This window comes from Peteryoungia algae (genome assembly GCF_030369675.1).
Taxonomy (GTDB): domain Bacteria; phylum Pseudomonadota; class Alphaproteobacteria; order Rhizobiales; family Rhizobiaceae; genus Allorhizobium; species Allorhizobium algae.
Map to the genome: position 1 here is coordinate 706,865 of NZ_CP128477.1, position 14,482 is coordinate 721,346.

A 14,482-nucleotide genomic window follows, 5' to 3' on the forward strand; every position below is an offset into this window, starting at 1 on the left:
ACCATGCGCATCTTGCTGACGAATGACGACGGTATCCATGCTCCGGGGCTCGGCGCCCTGGAGCGCATCGCCCGCAACCTCTCCGACGATGTCTGGATCGTGGCACCAGAGACGGATCAGAGCGGCCTTGCCCATTCGCTGACGCTGTCGGAACCCTTGCGTCTGCGCGAACTCGGAGACCAGAAATTCGCATTGCGCGGCACGCCGACGGATTGCGTCATCATGGCGATCCGCAAGGTGCTCGACCGCAAGCCCGATCTGGTTCTTTCGGGTGTCAATGCGGGCGCCAACCTCGCGGACGACGTGACTTATTCGGGAACGGTTGCCGGTGCGATTGAGGGAACGGTGCATGGCATCCGCTCCTTCGCTCTGAGCCAGGCCTACAGCTACGAGGCGGGTTCACCGATCCCATGGCATGTGGCCGAAGCTCTGGCGCCGGACCTGCTGAGGAAGCTCTCGACGGTCGATCTGCCACCCGGCACTTTTCTCAATCTCAATTTCCCGAATTGTGAACCGGCGGACGTGCAGGGCATCGATGTCACGTCGCAGGGCAAGCTCGATTTCGGCCTCTCGGTCGAAGAGCGTCAGGATGGGCGCGGGCTTCCCTATTTCTGGCTCCGCTTCGGCGACCGCAAGGGCAATTTCCGCGCAGGAACGGATATCAACGCGCTGAGAGAGAACAAGATTTCGGTCACGCCGCTGAAACTCGACATGACGGATTACACGGTGCAGGACATCGTCGCGGACGCCCTTGCGAGGGGAGGCGCGGCTTGAGGTCGGCGCTTGTCGAGCGCGAAGGTTTCGCCGCTCTGGTTCTCCGTCTGCGCGCTGAGGGCATTACCAATCTGGATCTTCTGACGGCGGTCGAACAAACGCCGCGCTCGATCTTCGTGCCGCCGGAATTCGCGCAAAGCGCCTATTCAACCCGTTCCATTCCCATCGAATGCGGGCAGTTCATGGAAGGGGCCGACCTTTCGGTCCGGCTGTTGTCGCATCTGCAGGTGAAGCCCGGCCATCGTGTCTTGGAAATCGGCACGGGAAGCGGGTTTCTGACGGCAGTAATCGGTCGGCTCGCCGAGCGGGTCATCTCCATCGAGCGTTACAAGACGCTGCTTGCGGCGGCACAGCGTCGACTTGAGCAGCTTTCGATCCGCAATGTCATTCTGCGTCAGGTGGACGGGATGAACGGCCTGCCGGGAGAAGGGACCTTCGACCGGATCGTCTCGACCGCTGCCTATCCGGCCATGCCACGCTTCTACGCCGAACAACTGGTTTCGGGGGGCATGCTTCTCGTGCCCCTGATGGTGGACGAGCAGCGATGCATCATGGTGCGTCTGACCAAGACAGGCAGCCGTTTCGAGCGGGAGGATCTCTTCGAGGTTCCCTTCCTGCCGCTGCAGCCGAAGATCGCCCAGCACCTCTGAGGCCGTTTTTTGTATTTTTCTCGGGCCGCTGGAGGGCCTGCGCAGACGCCGCTCCGGTGTCTCCTTATATGCGCTTGGACGAATTCGTTCACGGCGAATCCCCGGGGGTTAACTGACCGGTAATACTAACGCGCTTTAATGAACCCACATCAAGTTGTGTCATTTGTGGGTCGAGTCATGCGTAAAAGTGTATCGCCGAAAGCTGGATTGTCCTTTGCTCGTTTGTGCGGCGCGCTTCTCCTGGCTGGCACGGCAGCCGGTTGCAGTTCGGATGCCTCGCGGTTCGGCTCGGTCTTCTCGACTGACAGTTTGACCACAGCGTCCATTCCCCGCCAGTCCGCCATGCGCGGTCAGCCGCCCGTTCCTGCCGAAAACATCGGCAACGGTGGTGGGATGTACGCCCAGAACCAGGCCATGGCTCAGCCGATGCCGGCAAGCCCAGGCTATGAGCAGCCGGCTTCAGCCCGGGCTGCAAGCACCCCTGCATCCGTCCAGCGATCCGAACTTGCCGCACCATCGGGCATGGCCCAGGCGCCGGTGTCCGGCAACAATTCCGAACGCGCTGCAGCGCTCTCGCAGCCCTTCCCCTCGGCACCCCAGCAGGGCGCTCAGGTGGCAATGGCAAACGCGAACCAGGTGCTCGCAGAGCCTCGCAGCACCGGCACCACGCCGAAACAGGGCGGCTGGTCAACGGCGGGTGCTGCCCGCGTGACGCTGCGCCCCGGCGAAACCATTGCGACGCTCGCCGATCGTTATGGCGTCCCGCAGAAGGAACTGCTCAAAGCCAATGGTCTGACCCAGCCGACAGACGCGGCTCCGGGACAACTCGTCATCATCCCGACCTTTGGCGGTCCGAATGCAGCACGCGCTGCTGCCGACGCCTCCGGTCTGCCAGCCGACGGTCGCAAGCCGATCCTGCCGGGCGACCAGCAGCAGAATGTTGCAGTTCTGCCGAATGCGCCGAATTCTCGCGAAAAGCAGCAGGTTCAGGCGTCTGCAGCCACCGGCAAGGTGGCGACGGGGGCAGGCGAGGGTGCTGGCTCCTATGTGGTGAAGCCCGGCGATTCTCTCGTGCGGATCGCGAAGGCGAATGGCGTCTCGGTTGATGAACTCAAGAAGGCGAATGGCCTGACAACCGGCAATATCCGCATCGGGCAGGCGCTCGCCGTCCCGGCGAAGGGTAACAAGTCGACAGCGACTGCGCAGGTTGCCGCCGACCCGGTCAAGACCGCGTCTGTTCAGGCCAATGGTCAGCCCGCCGGCTACACGGCGCCTGCCGCGATCAAGTCGGTCACCGAAGTCGCCGCCGTCAAGTCTGATACGACAGCCCCTGAAATGACGGGGATCGGCAAATATCGCTGGCCCGCCCGCGGCGCGGTCATCGCCAACTTCGGCTCCAATATCGACGGCAAGCGCAGTGACGGGATCGCGATCTCCGTACCGCAGGGCACGCCGATCAAGGCTGCTGAGAATGGTGTGGTCATCTATGCCGGCAATGGTCTGAAAGAGCTCGGCAACACGGTCCTCGTCCGTCATGACGACGGCAAGGTCACCGTCTACGGCCATGCCGACAGCCTGTCGGTCCAGCGTGGCCAGAAGGTCCAGCGTGGCCAGACGATCGCAACCTCCGGCATGACCGGCAACGTCAAGCGACCGATGCTGCACTTCGAAGTCCGCAAGGACGCGGCCCCGGTCAACCCCATCACTTTCCTGGAATAGTATTGCGTACCAGGTGAGTGAAAAGGCCCGGAGCTCGCGCTCCGGGCCTTTTTGCGTACTTTCAGGCTCTTGGTTCAGCGCCGGTCGGTCGATATGCGCAGCCGGCCGGCGAGGTCCTGAATATATTGCCAGGCGACACGGCCAGATCGCCCGCCTCGCGTGGTGGCCCATTCAAGCGCCTCGTGTTGCAATTGCTCGCGCGGCAGCGGCAGGTCGAAGTGATCGGCATAGCCGTCGATCATTGTCAGGTAGTCGTCCTGGCTGCATTTGTGGAAGCCGAGCCACAGGCCAAAGCGATCCGAAAGCGAAACTTTCTCTTCCACGGCCTCGGATGGATTGATGGCCGTCGACTGTTCGTTTTCCATCATGTGGCGGGGCAGCAGATGGCGGCGGTTTGAGGTCGCGTAGAAAAGGACATTGTCCGGTCGTCCCTCGACACCGCCATCGAGCGCGGCCTTCAGCGACTTGTAGGCCGTGTCGTCATGGTCGAAGGATAGGTCGTCGCAAAAGACGACGATGCGGTGCGGGGCGTCCTTGATGATGTCGAGCAGGGCCGGCAGGCTGGAGATGTCCTCCCGGTGAACCTCGACCAGTTTGAGCGAGGCGCCTGTGGTCTTCACGATGTCGGCATGCACGGCCTTGACCAGAGAGGATTTGCCCATGCCGCGCGCACCCCACAGCAGGACGTTGTTGGCCGGAAATCCCTCGGCGAAACGCAAGGTGTTCTCGTGCAGGATGTCGCGGACATGGTCCACGCCCCGGATCAGCCCGATCTCGACGCGATTGGGGCGCTTGACCGGCTGAAGGTGCAATCGGTGCGGGGCCCAGACGAAACAGTCTGCCGCCTGCCAGTCGTTGGCGGCAGGTGCGGGCCCGGCAATCCGCTCCACGGCATCGGCGAGACGCTTCACTTCGGCCAGAAGTGCAGCCACGGTCTGATCGGCCATTCGTCATCCTCCTTGTCGTCTGGTCCGGCTCTTTGAGCCTGTGGCCGGGCGGTATCACGCAGAATTGCGGGCAGAAAGGGTAGGCGGCTGGAAAATGGTACGCCGCGGTGCTGTTTCTGTTGCATTCATGGGGCCTCTCACTATATTCCGGCGACCTGACGAGGGGGCCGCGTGGCTCCTCCAACTGGATTCAATGGGAGTTTTTTCATGTTTATCACACAGGCCTTTGCCCAGGACGGCGGCGCTGCTACGGGCGCCATGGGTTCCGGATTGGAGATGCTGCTGCTCTTCGCACCTCTGATGGTGGTCTGGTATTTCTTCCTCATTCGTCCGCAGCGCAAGCAGATGAAGAAGCGTGAGGAAACCCTCTCGTCCATCCGTCGCGGCGATCAGGTCGTGATGGGTGGCGGCATTGTCGCCAAGGTGACCAAGGTCATCGACGACAAAGAGCTCGAAGTCGAGATCGCCGATGGCGTGAAGGTTCGGGCCATGCGCCAGTATGTTGCGGAAGTCCGCGTCAAGGGTGAGCCGGTCAAGGCCGAGACTGCCGCCTGATCCCGCAGGGCCGGCCTCGTGCCGGCCTTTGCCATTTTCCGCTGCCTTAATTCGAGAGTTCCATGCTTTACATTTCTCGCTGGAAGACATTGTTCATCTGGTTGGTCGTCGCGCTCGGCGTCCTGGTTGCCCTGCCCAATGCCTTCACGGACGAGGAACTGGAAACATTTCCTTCCTGGTTCCCGACCCAGAAGATAACGCTGGGCCTCGACCTTCAGGGCGGCTCGCATATCATGCTGAAGCTGGAGCGCCAGGATATCGTCAAGGAACGCCTGGAGACGATCGTCGGTGACGTTCGATCGCAGCTGCGTGACGCCGGCATCCGCTACACGGGTCTGTCCGGCGTCGGCCAGCAGATCCAGGTGCGCATCACCGATGCCGACAAGATCCCGGCAGCCATCGAGGCGCTGCGTTCCCTGACCGATCCGGTCAGCGTCGGTGGCCTCACCGGCGGCACGGTGAACGAAGTGGCCGTCGAACAGGCCGAAGATGGTCTGTTGCGTCTTTCTCTGACCGACGAGGGCATCGATTACCGCGTTTCGTCCGCGCTGACCCAATCGATGGAAGTCGTTCGGCGCCGCGTCGATGAACTCGGGACCACCGAGCCGTTGATCCAGCGCCAGGGCGATGACCGAATTATCGTGCAGGTCCCGGGCCTGACCGATCCGCAGCGCCTTAAAGCGCTTCTGAACCAGACCGCCAAGCTTTCCTTCCATATGGTCGATACCAGCATGCCGGCGACGGAGGCGATCAACAATCGGCCGCCGGCGCAGTCGGAAGTTCTCTATTCGACGGATGATCCGGTCGTTCCCTACCTGATCGAGCGCCGCGCGCTGATTTCCGGCGAGAACCTGGTTGATGCGCAGGCCTCTTTCGACCAGCGCACCAATGAACCCGTCGTCAGCTTCCGCTTCGACAGCCGAGGCGCACAGCGTTTCGCCCAGGCGACACAGGAAAACGTGGGGCGCCCCTTTGCCATCGTCCTCGATCAGCAGGTGATTTCGGCGCCGGTCATTCGCGAACCCATTCTGGGCGGTTCGGGCCAGATTTCCGGCAACTTTTCTGTCGAAGGCGCAAACGATCTCGCGGTCCTTCTTCGCGCGGGTGCCCTTCCGGCGACATTGACCGTGGTCGAGGAACGAACCGTCGGTCCCGGTCTCGGCCAGGATTCGATCAATGCCGGCGTCACAGCCAGCATCATCGGTGGCGTGGCCGTCATCTTCTTCATGATCGCCTTCTACGGTACCTTCGGCATCATGGCGAACATCGCGCTCGCCGCAAACATCGCCATGATCCTTGCGGCTCTGTCGCTGATCGGTTCGACACTGACGCTGCCCGGTATCGCCGGCATCGTGCTCACCATGGGCATGGCGGTCGACTCCAACGTTCTCATCTACGAGCGCATCCGCGAGGAAGCGCGCAATGGTCGACCACTGATCCAGGCAATCGATGTCGGCTTCAAAAAGGCCTTCGCGACCATCGTTGACGCCAACCTGACGACGCTGATCGCAGCCGTGGTTCTGTTCTTCCTCGGGTCCGGCCCGGTACGCGGCTTCGCCGTGACGCTGTCGATTGGTATCGTCACCACCGTTTTCACCGCCTTCACCCTGACCTTCTGGCTGATGGCCTTCTGGTATCGCTGGAAGCGCCCGAAGCATATGCCGAAGAGCGTTCGCACCGGTTTCTTCGACAACCGCAACATTCGCTTCATGGCGGCGCGCAAGTTCAACTTCGGGCTCGCCATGGTGATTTCGGTGGCATCGCTCGTCGGCTTCGCGACCGTGGGCATGAATCTCGGCATCGATTTCAAGGGCGGCTCCATCATCGAGGTCCAGGCCCGAGACGGTGCAGCGGATCTCTCTGACATCCGCGAGCGTCTCAGCCAGCTGAACCTCGGTGAGGTCCAGGCCCAGGGCTTCGGTGACGATACGAGTGCGCTGATCCGCCTGCAGGCGCAGGACGGCGGTGAGAATGCCGAACAGTCGGCCCTGACCAAGGTCCGAGGCGAGCTCGAGGCCGAATACGACTTCCGCCGCGTCGAGGTGGTAGGCCCGTCCGTGTCGAGCGACCTCACCTATTCTGCGACGATCGGCGTTGCTGCAGCGCTCTTCGGCATCCTGATCTACATCTGGTTCCGGTTCGAGTGGCAATTCGCTCTGGGTGCGATCATCGCGACCTTGCACGATGTGGTGTTCACGATCGGCCTGTTCGTGGTGACGGGGATCGAATTCAACCTCACCAGTATCGCCGCGATCCTGACGATCATCGGTTATTCGTTGAACGACACGGTCGTTGTCTATGACCGCATGCGCGAAAACCTCAGGCGTTACAAGAAGATGCCGCTTGAGGTTCTCATCGATGAATCGATCAATCAGACACTGTCGCGAACGGTCCTGACGGCCGGCAGTACGATCCTTGCTCTCGGCGCGCTCTATCTCTTCGGCGGCGAGGTCATCGCCTCCTTCACCTTCGCCATGCTGGCAGGCGTGCTGATCGGCACCTTCTCGTCGATCTACATCGCCGGCCCGATCCTGATTGCCTTCAAGCTGCGTCCGGAGAACTTCCAGCGGGACGAGACAGAAGGCGAAAAGGTACCGGCCAAGGCCGGGGCCTGAGCCGATGGTGTTTGGCTTCGGAGACAAGGGCGTCACCATACGTGACGCCCATTTCCCCGGGCGACCCGGCATTGACAGTTACGGCAATGGCGGGTTCCGCTTTGCCGACATGTCGCATCGCGGTTCGCTTCTGCTCCTGCCCTCCGGTGTCTATGGCTGGGAGCAGACCGAGGAGGAGCCGCTGACCGTGGAGTCGCTCTCCCGTGTCTTCGCCGAAGCGGGGATCGAATTCCTGATCCTCGGGACCGGCCGTCAGCTGCGTCTCATCGATCCGGATCTCCGCGCGACCCTGAAGGCAAAGGGCATTGCCGCAGATCCGATGGGAACAGGTGCTGCCATCCGCACGTATAACATCATGCTGGCCGAGCAGCGGCCGGTCGCAGCCGCCCTCATTGCGGTCTGACCCCGTCCCCGGAGAGGTGCATCGTGAACGATATACCGTCGGCCAATGAGGCACTCTGCCTGCAGACGCTGCGCGAGACGGACCGGGACCGCTATCTCGCCGCCTTGCTGACGCCCGCAGACCGACGCGCGGCCATCGTCGCGCTCTACGCCTACAATGCCGAGCTTGCCCGTGTTCGCGACCTCGTGCGCGAGCCATTGCCGGGCGAGGTGCGCCTTCAATACTGGCGCGATCTTCTGGAAGGCGCCGCCCATGGCGAGACTGCGGCCAATCCGGTCGCAGCCGAATTGATACGTGCCGTACAGGCCTGGCGTCTGCCGGTCGCACCACTCATTGCCATGGCGGACGCCCGGATCTTCGATCTCTATGACGATCCCATGGAAACCACCAACATGTTCGAGGGTTATGCCGGCGAAACGGCGTCCGCGCTGATCCAGCTCGCAAGCCTTGTGCTGGACCCTGAAGCTGCGGAGGGCGCCGCCGACATGGTCGGCCATGCCGGCGTGGCGCTGGCTGTCGCCGGTGCCATTCTACTCTTGCCGATCCACAGGGCACGCGGACAGGTCTATCTGCCGGCGCAGATCCTTGCCTCCGTCGGTCTGGATCGCCACGCATTCTTGACTGCAGGTAAGGACGATCGCGTCGACGCGGCCATCCAGGCCTTTGCCGGTTTCGGCCTCGATCACCTGCGCAAGGCACGTTCTGCCGGGCGCCTGCCGAAAAGCCTGGTTCCGGCCTTCCTGCCTGTGACCTTGGCCGAGCCAGTTCTGAAGAGAGCCGCAAAGGCGGGAGCCGCTTCCCTCACGGCAGATATCCGGCCGCCGCAATGGCGGCGCCAGTTCGCCATGATGCGCTTGCTGCTCTCCGGGCGGCTCTGACGCTTCCACGTTGCGACGCCACGTTCACGCAAGGCTCGTCTGCTAGCTGCCGTTGCGATAGAGTATGTGTCGAAGGAGGCGAGAGCGGATCATGGTGACTTGGGGTATCGTCTTTGCGCTGATCCTGGCACTTGCCTATTTTTCCTCGCGCATGGTGCGGCAGGAGGACGAGGGGTTTCAGGACGCCGGGCTTGCCATCCTCGAATTTGGCCGTGCCTTCCCGCAGGAAGCGATCCGCAGTCTTCATGCCACGTCCGACGGCAAGGCCGTTTTCGTGCGTCTGCACGACAACAAGGCAGGCTTCATGCGCAGCATGCGCAACCACTTCGCCTGCCATCTGATTGAACCGGGCACCGTGCGCGTGCAGCCTCTGCCGACCGGCAAGGGGTTTGCGGTCGAGTTTCTCGACGCACCCTTTCACAACGGCGAATTCACCTTCGTCAATCCCGCTGTCGCTGCCGAAGTTTCTCTCTGGCTGCTCGGAAACTATGTCGGCCATGCCGACATGGCGCCGGAAACGGTATCCGGCGCCGGAGGCTGATAACTCTGCCGTCAGGCGGCGCCGAGCCAGGTCTTGCAGTCGGCGAGCGCGCGCGCCGAGACCAGTTGACGCTTCATGATCGTCTTGTCCTTGCCGCGGAAGCGCTTCACGCCCTCCGGCTTGACGATCGAGCCCGGTTCCAGTTCCGGGAATAGCCCGAAATTGATGTTCATCGGCTGGAACGAACGTTTGCCAGGCTCCTCGTCCGAGACGATGTGGCCACCGGTGATGTGGTTCAGCAGCGAACCCAGGGCGGTCGTCGCAGGAGGCATGCTGATAGTCTCGCCTTTGCGCTGTGCAGCAGCGAAACGGCCTGCGAGCAGCCCGATCGAGGCGCTTTCGACATAACCCTCGCAGCCGGTGATCTGGCCGGCGAAACGCAGGCCGGGTCGCGCCTTCAGCTGAAGGCTCTGGTCGAGCAGGGTCGGTGAGTGGATATAGGTGTTGCGGTGCAATCCGCCGAGGCGGGCAAACTCCGCATTTTCGAGGCCCGGTATCATCCTGAAAATCTCGGCCTGGGCGCCATAGCGCAGCTTTGTCTGGAAGCCGACCATGTTGTAGAGCGTGCCGAGTGCATTGTCCTGGCGAAGCTGTACCACGGCATAGGGTTTGACGGTCGGATTATGCGCATTGGTGAGGCCCATGGGCTTCATCGGGCCGTGACGCAGTGTCTCGCGGCCACGTTCGGCCATGACCTCGATCGGCAGGCAGCCGTCAAAATACGGTGTGCCTTCCCATTCCTTGAAGCCGACGGCGTCCCCTTCGATCAGCGCATCGATGAAGGCATTATACTGGCTCTCGTCGAGCGGGCAGTTGATGTAGTCCTTGCCCGTGCCACCCGGTCCGACCTTGTCGTAGCGCGACTGGAACCAGCAGACGTCCATGTTGATGCTGTCGGTGTGCACGATCGGCGCGATGGCATCGAAGAATGCGAGTGCATCCTTGCCGGTCTTTTCGCGGATGGCTTCAGCCAGCGCCGGCGAGGTGAGGGGTCCGGTCGCGATGATCGCGAGGTCCCATTCCTCGGGCGGAAGGCCGGTGACCTCCTCGCGCGTCACGGTGATGAGCGGGTGTTGCTGGATCGCGGCCGTCACGGCTTCGGAGAAACCATCGCGGTCGACGGCGAGTGCGCCACCGGCCGGGACCTGGTGTTTGTCGGCGCAGGCCATGATCAGAGACCCGGCCAGCCGCATCTCGGCATGAATGACGCCGACGGCATTCGCCGTTGCGTCGTCGGAGCGGAAGGAGTTGGAACAGACCAGTTCGGCAAGGCCGTCGGTCTTGTGTGCATCCGTGCCGCGTACGCCGCGCATTTCGTGCAGAATCACCGGGACACCGGCCTCGGCCGCCTGCCAGGCAGCCTCGGAGCCAGCAAGGCCACCGCCGATGATGTGAATGGGAGAGAGTGTGCTGTTCGTCATGGGCGGCTCCATATCACGGCTGGTGGCGCAAGGTCCATCGACGGAGGAGCGGCTTGCCGCGGCAGGCGTTCACATTGTTAACGCCGGAATCAAAAACGGCACCATGCGGTGCCGTTTGACAGGCTGCTGTAGGCAGTTCCGATTAACGGAAGGAGCGTGCAGCGATGTTGCGGATTTCGTAGCGGGTTACGCCGATGTCGTTCAGGGTCTGGGAGGACAGGTTGCCCAGTTCGGCCATCGTGCGACGGTAGCTCATCCAGTTCTTGGCAATGCGGATCGGGTTCATGGTGGTTTCCTCGGTGAAGGTCTTGGCTGATCCTGCGGTTGTTCCCGCATCAGCGATTGATCTTCTTATACGCCCGTAAAACAAGATTGTGCAGTGCAATTAATGTGCGACTGCTATGCGTTTGTGCAGGAGGTTGCTGCGTTTATCGGCAATGCCGGCACACTGGTTAAAAATGCGCCAAGAGTTAAGCCCTATTTACGAATGCAGAAAAGCCCGCAATCGCGGGCTTTTCCGAAGGTTTCGAATGGTAATTTCCGACAGTCAGACCGGCTTGACGAGAACGTGCTTCTTCTTGCCGAGCGAAAGCTTGATCACGCCATCGGCAGTGACCTCCGCGCTGCCGATGGACGAGCGCTCGTCGGAGACGGCGGCGTCGTTGATTTTCACAGCACCACCCTGGACATGGCGACGCGCTTCACCGTTTGAGGCGGCAAGACCGGCCTTGACGATCAAGGCGAGCAGACCGATCCCGGATTCGAGTTCGCTCGCGGCCACTTCGACGGTTGGAAGGTTGGTAGAAACAGCGCCTTCCTCAAAGGTCTTGCGCGCGGTTTCCGCCGCTTCCTCGGCCGCAGCTCGACCGTGAAGGATCGCAGTGATCTCGGTGGCGAGGATCTTTTTCGCTTCGTTGATCTCGGAACCGCCAAGTGACGCAAGCTTCTTCACTTCGTCCATCGACATGGTCGTGTAAAGCTTCAGGAAACGCTCGACATCGGCGTCTTCGGTGTTGCGCCAGTATTGCCAGAAGTCATAGGCCGAAAGCAGGTCTGCGTTGAGCCAGACGGCGCCGTTGGCCGACTTGCCCATCTTGGCGCCAGACGAGGTGGTCAGCAGCGGCGAGGTTAGTGCATAGAGCTGCGGCGTGCCCATGCGATGGCCGAGATCGATGCCGTTGATGATATTGCCCCACTGGTCCGATCCGCCCATTTGCAGCCGGCAGCCGTAACGCTGGTTGAGCTCGACGAAGTCGTAGGCCTGCAGGATCATGTAGTTGAATTCGAGGAAGGACAGCGACTGCTCGCGATCGAGGCGCGTCTTGACGCTGTCGAAGGAGAGCATGCGGTTGACCGAAAAGTGACGGCCAACGTCGCGCAGGAACTCGAGGTAGTTCAACCCACGCAGCCATTCGGCATTGTTGATCATCAGGGCGCCGCCCTTGGGGCCCTTGTCGTAATCGAGGTAATTGGCAAAGCAGCGCTTGATCGAGGCAATGTTGTCCTCGATCTTGTCGATCGTCATCAACTGCCGGGCTTCCTCCTTGAAGGAGGGGTCGCCGACCATGCCCGTGCCGCCGCCCATCAGCGAGATTGGCTGGTGGCCGGTTTCCTGGAACCAGTGCAGCATCATGATCTGGATCAGGCTGCCGGCATGCAGTGAAGGCGCTGTCGGGTCATAGCCGATATAGGCAGTCACGCTTTCCTTGGCGAGCAGGTCGTCGAGGCCGGTTTCATCGGAGATCTGATGAATGAAGCCGCGCTCATGCATGGTGCGGAGGAAATCGGACTTGAACTTCGTCATGACGCTGTTGCTTTCGGTTTCTCTGGTCTTTCGGTGGCAATCGGTAAAATCCGCGCGGGCTTTAGCATTGTTTTTTGAATTGTGCACCCGTCTCGGTCATGAATGTCCGGCGTGAACGGCAGTCGAATCGGGTGGCAAATGGCGGAAATCAGGACGGCGATCGGGTTGATGAGCGGCACCTCAATGGATGGCATCGATGTGGCGCTTCTGCGCACCGATGGCGAGACGATGGTCGAACAAGGCGCCTTTCTCTCGGTGCCCTACGATCCACCCTTCCGCGACCGCCTGAAGCAGGCGCTCGAAGAGGCCAAGGCAATCACCCGGCGCGACGAGCGACCGGGCGACCTCTCACGTATGGAGAGGGACCTGACTCTACGTCATGCGGAAGCGGTTGAACTTTTTCTGAGGCGCGAAAACCTCAACAGCCATGCCATCGATTTCATCGGCTTCCACGGCCAGACCGTATTGCATCGGCCAATCGAGGCGCTCACCGTGCAGCTTGGCGACGGGCCGCTTTTGGCAAGCGAGACCGGCATCGACGTCGTCTACGACATGCGCGCCAATGACATGGTCCATGGCGGGCAGGGCGCGCCGCTGGTGCCGATTTATCATCAGGCGCTGGCGCACAAGATCCCGACAGATCAATGGCCCGTCTGTTTCGTCAATATCGGCGGTATCTCCAACCTGACCTTCCTCGACCGTGACGGGACGATCATCGGCTTCGACAGCGGCCCTGGCAATACGTTGATCGACCAGTGGGTCGAGGCGCATGCCGGCATTCCCTATGATGATGGCGGGCGCATCGCCTCCGAAGGGTCTGTTGTCATGGCGCTGGCCGAGCGATACCTCGACAATACCTTCTTCACGGCCAAGACCCGGCGCGCGCTCGACCGCAATGATTTTCGTCCGCCGCAGGGCCACGAGGCCGAGCTTTCAGATGGCGCCCGCACGCTCGCCTATGTCTCGGCAGCCGCGATCCTCAAATCTGCAGGCCATCTGCCGGGTTTTCCGAAGACCTTCGTGATCTGCGGCGGCGGCAGGCTCAATCGCACCATCATGGGTGATCTGCTGCGTCTCGCCGGCGAACGAGGAGCGATGGTGCTGTCCGCCGAGCAGGCGGGGTTCGACGGTGACGCCATGGAGGCGGAGGCCTGGGCCTATCTCGCCGTGCGTTCCGCAAAGGGGCTCCCGCTCACCTTTCCCGGGACGACGGGCGTGAAGTCGCCCGTGGGCGGCGGGGTGCTCGCCCGCGCAGCCGGGACGCAGAAGGTCTGATCGTCAGGAGACGGGTGGGGAGGCGAGCCCTTGCTTTGCAAAGACCAGCCCGTCCCGCAGCCCCACCTCATAGGCGTGCCGGATACCGGCGGCGTCGCCCACGGCAAACTTGCTCACCGGAATGTCCTCGCACGGGCCAACAACGATCCGGTTGGGGGCCGATGGCGGTTTGCGGCCGTAGCGGGTGGTGAGCAGGAGCGTGTGCCAGCCCTTGTCCTCGACCTCGCGGAGTTTCATCAGCGGCGGATTGTCCACCAGTCCGCCGTCGAGATAGGCGCGGCCCCTGACGCGGCCGACCGGCATGAAGGGCGGCACGGAAGACGTGGCCATCAACGCGTCGACGAGTTCGGCGGGATAGTCGATGTTGTGCGTCGACACCCAGACGGGGCGCAGTCCCATGCGAGCGCCGGCCCGCGAATGTGCGCCGTCGGTCAGGAGTTTCTCGACCTGGTAGGCGCCGATCGACCCGATTGCGCCCAGCGCGCCCGGCATCCAGTCGGGCACACCGGACAACTGGATCAACATGGGCGGTGCGGCCTTCAGCGTTTTCAGTTCCTCGTCGCCGAATTCGCTCGCGAGCAACTGGCGAAAGAGCGATCCGACGACCAGCGGCGATTCCCGCCGTCTGATGGCACGCCAATCCAGGCCGCGAAGTCCCTTTTCGGCAAAGGCGAAGGCCGATGCACGGATACGGTCCCCGACGCCGGCGAGAAACATGGCGCCGTGATAGGCTCCAGCCGAGACGGAGACGTAGAAGCGCGGGCTGAGGTTCTGGTGCTCGCTATAGGCCTTCAGAAAGCCGCTCTGCCAGTAGCAGCGGTTTCCACCGCCCGCGAGGCCCACGGCATCAAAGTTGGGGGGTGAGGTCACGGTCGGCAGCACTCCATGAACGCCGCATGC

The 14,482-nt window shown here is 62.1% G+C and carries 14 protein-coding genes; 9 read left to right on the forward strand and 5 right to left on the reverse strand.

Going from position 1 to position 14,482, the window contains the following annotated elements:
• The first annotated feature begins 3 nt into the window (after window positions 1-3).
• From surE to QTL56_RS03625, 3 genes are all read left to right on the forward strand, one after another.
• The gene (surE, locus tag QTL56_RS03615; protein ID WP_245136995.1) at window positions 4-774 is read left to right on the forward strand and encodes a 5'/3'-nucleotidase SurE; all 771 of its coding nucleotides are present in this window, start codon (window positions 4-6) and stop codon (window positions 772-774) included.
• Window positions 771-1,424: a protein-L-isoaspartate(D-aspartate) O-methyltransferase gene (locus QTL56_RS03620; RefSeq protein WP_229576372.1), complete on the forward strand. Its 654-nt coding sequence runs from the start codon at window positions 771-773 to the stop codon at window positions 1,422-1,424. The genes surE and QTL56_RS03620 overlap by 4 nt, the downstream gene beginning before the upstream one ends.
• Window positions 1,425-1,601: 177 nt before the next feature.
• Window positions 1,602-3,143, forward strand: coding sequence for a peptidoglycan DD-metalloendopeptidase family protein (locus QTL56_RS03625; protein WP_245136994.1), 1,542 nt, complete (start codon window positions 1,602-1,604; stop codon window positions 3,141-3,143).
• A gap of 74 nt (window positions 3,144-3,217) precedes the next feature.
• Here the strand turns inward: QTL56_RS03625 and QTL56_RS03630 are convergent, their stop codons facing one another.
• Window positions 3,218-4,090 carry an ATP-binding protein gene (locus QTL56_RS03630; protein ID WP_245136993.1) on the reverse strand — a complete coding sequence of 291 codons (873 nt, stop codon included), beginning with the start codon at window positions 4,088-4,090 and terminating at the stop codon, window positions 3,218-3,220.
• Window positions 4,091-4,297: 207 nt separating this feature from the next.
• Here QTL56_RS03630 and yajC point away from each other — a divergent pair, with 207 nt between their 5' ends.
• The 5 genes from yajC (at window position 4,298) to QTL56_RS03655 (ending at window position 9,082) form a co-directional block, all read left to right on the forward strand.
• Window positions 4,298-4,645, forward strand: a complete 348-nt coding sequence (gene yajC, locus QTL56_RS03635) for a preprotein translocase subunit YajC (protein WP_245136992.1) — start codon at window positions 4,298-4,300, stop codon at window positions 4,643-4,645.
• 62 nt (window positions 4,646-4,707) lie between these two features.
• Window positions 4,708-7,260, forward strand: coding sequence for a protein translocase subunit SecDF (gene secDF, locus QTL56_RS03640; protein WP_229576368.1), 2,553 nt, complete (start codon window positions 4,708-4,710; stop codon window positions 7,258-7,260).
• A 4-nt stretch (window positions 7,261-7,264) separates the two neighbouring features.
• Window positions 7,265-7,663: an Mth938-like domain-containing protein gene (locus tag QTL56_RS03645; RefSeq protein WP_245136991.1), complete on the forward strand. Its 399-nt coding sequence runs from the start codon at window positions 7,265-7,267 to the stop codon at window positions 7,661-7,663.
• A 23-nt stretch (window positions 7,664-7,686) separates the two neighbouring features.
• Window positions 7,687-8,541 (forward strand): phytoene/squalene synthase family protein, encoded by an 855-nt coding sequence (locus QTL56_RS03650; RefSeq protein ID WP_245136990.1) that lies wholly within the window; start codon window positions 7,687-7,689, stop codon window positions 8,539-8,541.
• Window positions 8,542-8,632: 91 nt separating this feature from the next.
• On the forward strand, window positions 8,633-9,082 hold the full coding sequence (locus QTL56_RS03655; protein ID WP_229576365.1) for a hypothetical protein: 450 nt from the start codon (window positions 8,633-8,635) through the stop codon (window positions 9,080-9,082).
• A gap of 11 nt (window positions 9,083-9,093) precedes the next feature.
• Here the strand turns inward: QTL56_RS03655 and trmFO are convergent, their stop codons facing one another.
• The 3 genes from trmFO to tyrS all read right to left on the reverse strand — a co-directional run bounded on the left by trmFO (window position 9,094) and on the right by tyrS (window position 12,307).
• On the reverse strand, window positions 9,094-10,503 hold the full coding sequence (trmFO, locus tag QTL56_RS03660) for a methylenetetrahydrofolate--tRNA-(uracil(54)-C(5))-methyltransferase (FADH(2)-oxidizing) TrmFO (protein ID WP_245136989.1): 1,410 nt from the start codon (window positions 10,501-10,503) through the stop codon (window positions 9,094-9,096).
• Window positions 10,504-10,645: 142 nt separating this feature from the next.
• The gene (locus QTL56_RS03665; protein WP_112247840.1) at window positions 10,646-10,789 is read right to left on the reverse strand and encodes a DUF1127 domain-containing protein; all 144 of its coding nucleotides are present in this window, start codon (window positions 10,787-10,789) and stop codon (window positions 10,646-10,648) included.
• A gap of 261 nt (window positions 10,790-11,050) precedes the next feature.
• Window positions 11,051-12,307, reverse strand: a complete 1,257-nt coding sequence (gene tyrS / locus QTL56_RS03670) for a tyrosine--tRNA ligase (RefSeq protein ID WP_245136988.1) — start codon at window positions 12,305-12,307, stop codon at window positions 11,051-11,053.
• A 138-nt stretch (window positions 12,308-12,445) separates the two neighbouring features.
• On the opposite strand from tyrS, the gene QTL56_RS03675 reads away from it, so the two are divergent.
• Window positions 12,446-13,582 (forward strand): anhydro-N-acetylmuramic acid kinase, encoded by a 1,137-nt coding sequence (locus QTL56_RS03675; protein WP_245136987.1) that lies wholly within the window; start codon window positions 12,446-12,448, stop codon window positions 13,580-13,582.
• 3 nt (window positions 13,583-13,585) lie between these two features.
• Here QTL56_RS03675 and QTL56_RS03680 read toward each other — a convergent pair whose 3' ends face one another.
• Window positions 13,586-14,452 (reverse strand): patatin-like phospholipase family protein, encoded by an 867-nt coding sequence (locus QTL56_RS03680; protein ID WP_245136986.1) that lies wholly within the window; start codon window positions 14,450-14,452, stop codon window positions 13,586-13,588.
• Window positions 14,453-14,482 lie beyond the last annotated feature (30 nt).

What these genes read in the sequence shown, in the direction of transcription:
- surE (WP_245136995.1), top strand. Translation starts at nt 4, where the DNA reads ATGCGCATCTTGCTGACGAATGACGACGGTATCCATGCTCCGGGGCTC.
- QTL56_RS03625 (WP_245136994.1), top strand. Translation starts at nt 1,602, where the DNA reads ATGCGTAAAAGTGTATCGCCGAAAGCTGGATTGTCCTTTGCTCGTTTG.
- QTL56_RS03630 (WP_245136993.1), bottom strand. Translation starts at nt 4,090, where the DNA reads ATGGCCGATCAGACCGTGGCTGCACTTCTGGCCGAAGTGAAGCGTCTC.
- yajC (WP_245136992.1), top strand. Translation starts at nt 4,298, where the DNA reads ATGTTTATCACACAGGCCTTTGCCCAGGACGGCGGCGCTGCTACGGGC.
- secDF (WP_229576368.1), top strand. Translation starts at nt 4,708, where the DNA reads ATGCTTTACATTTCTCGCTGGAAGACATTGTTCATCTGGTTGGTCGTC.
- QTL56_RS03645 (WP_245136991.1), top strand. Translation starts at nt 7,265, where the DNA reads ATGGTGTTTGGCTTCGGAGACAAGGGCGTCACCATACGTGACGCCCAT.
- QTL56_RS03655 (WP_229576365.1), top strand. Translation starts at nt 8,633, where the DNA reads ATGGTGACTTGGGGTATCGTCTTTGCGCTGATCCTGGCACTTGCCTAT.
- trmFO (WP_245136989.1), bottom strand. Translation starts at nt 10,503, where the DNA reads ATGACGAACAGCACACTCTCTCCCATTCACATCATCGGCGGTGGCCTT.
- QTL56_RS03665 (WP_112247840.1), bottom strand. Translation starts at nt 10,789, where the DNA reads ATGAACCCGATCCGCATTGCCAAGAACTGGATGAGCTACCGTCGCACG.
- tyrS (WP_245136988.1), bottom strand. Translation starts at nt 12,307, where the DNA reads ATGACGAAGTTCAAGTCCGATTTCCTCCGCACCATGCATGAGCGCGGC.
- QTL56_RS03675 (WP_245136987.1), top strand. Translation starts at nt 12,446, where the DNA reads ATGGCGGAAATCAGGACGGCGATCGGGTTGATGAGCGGCACCTCAATG.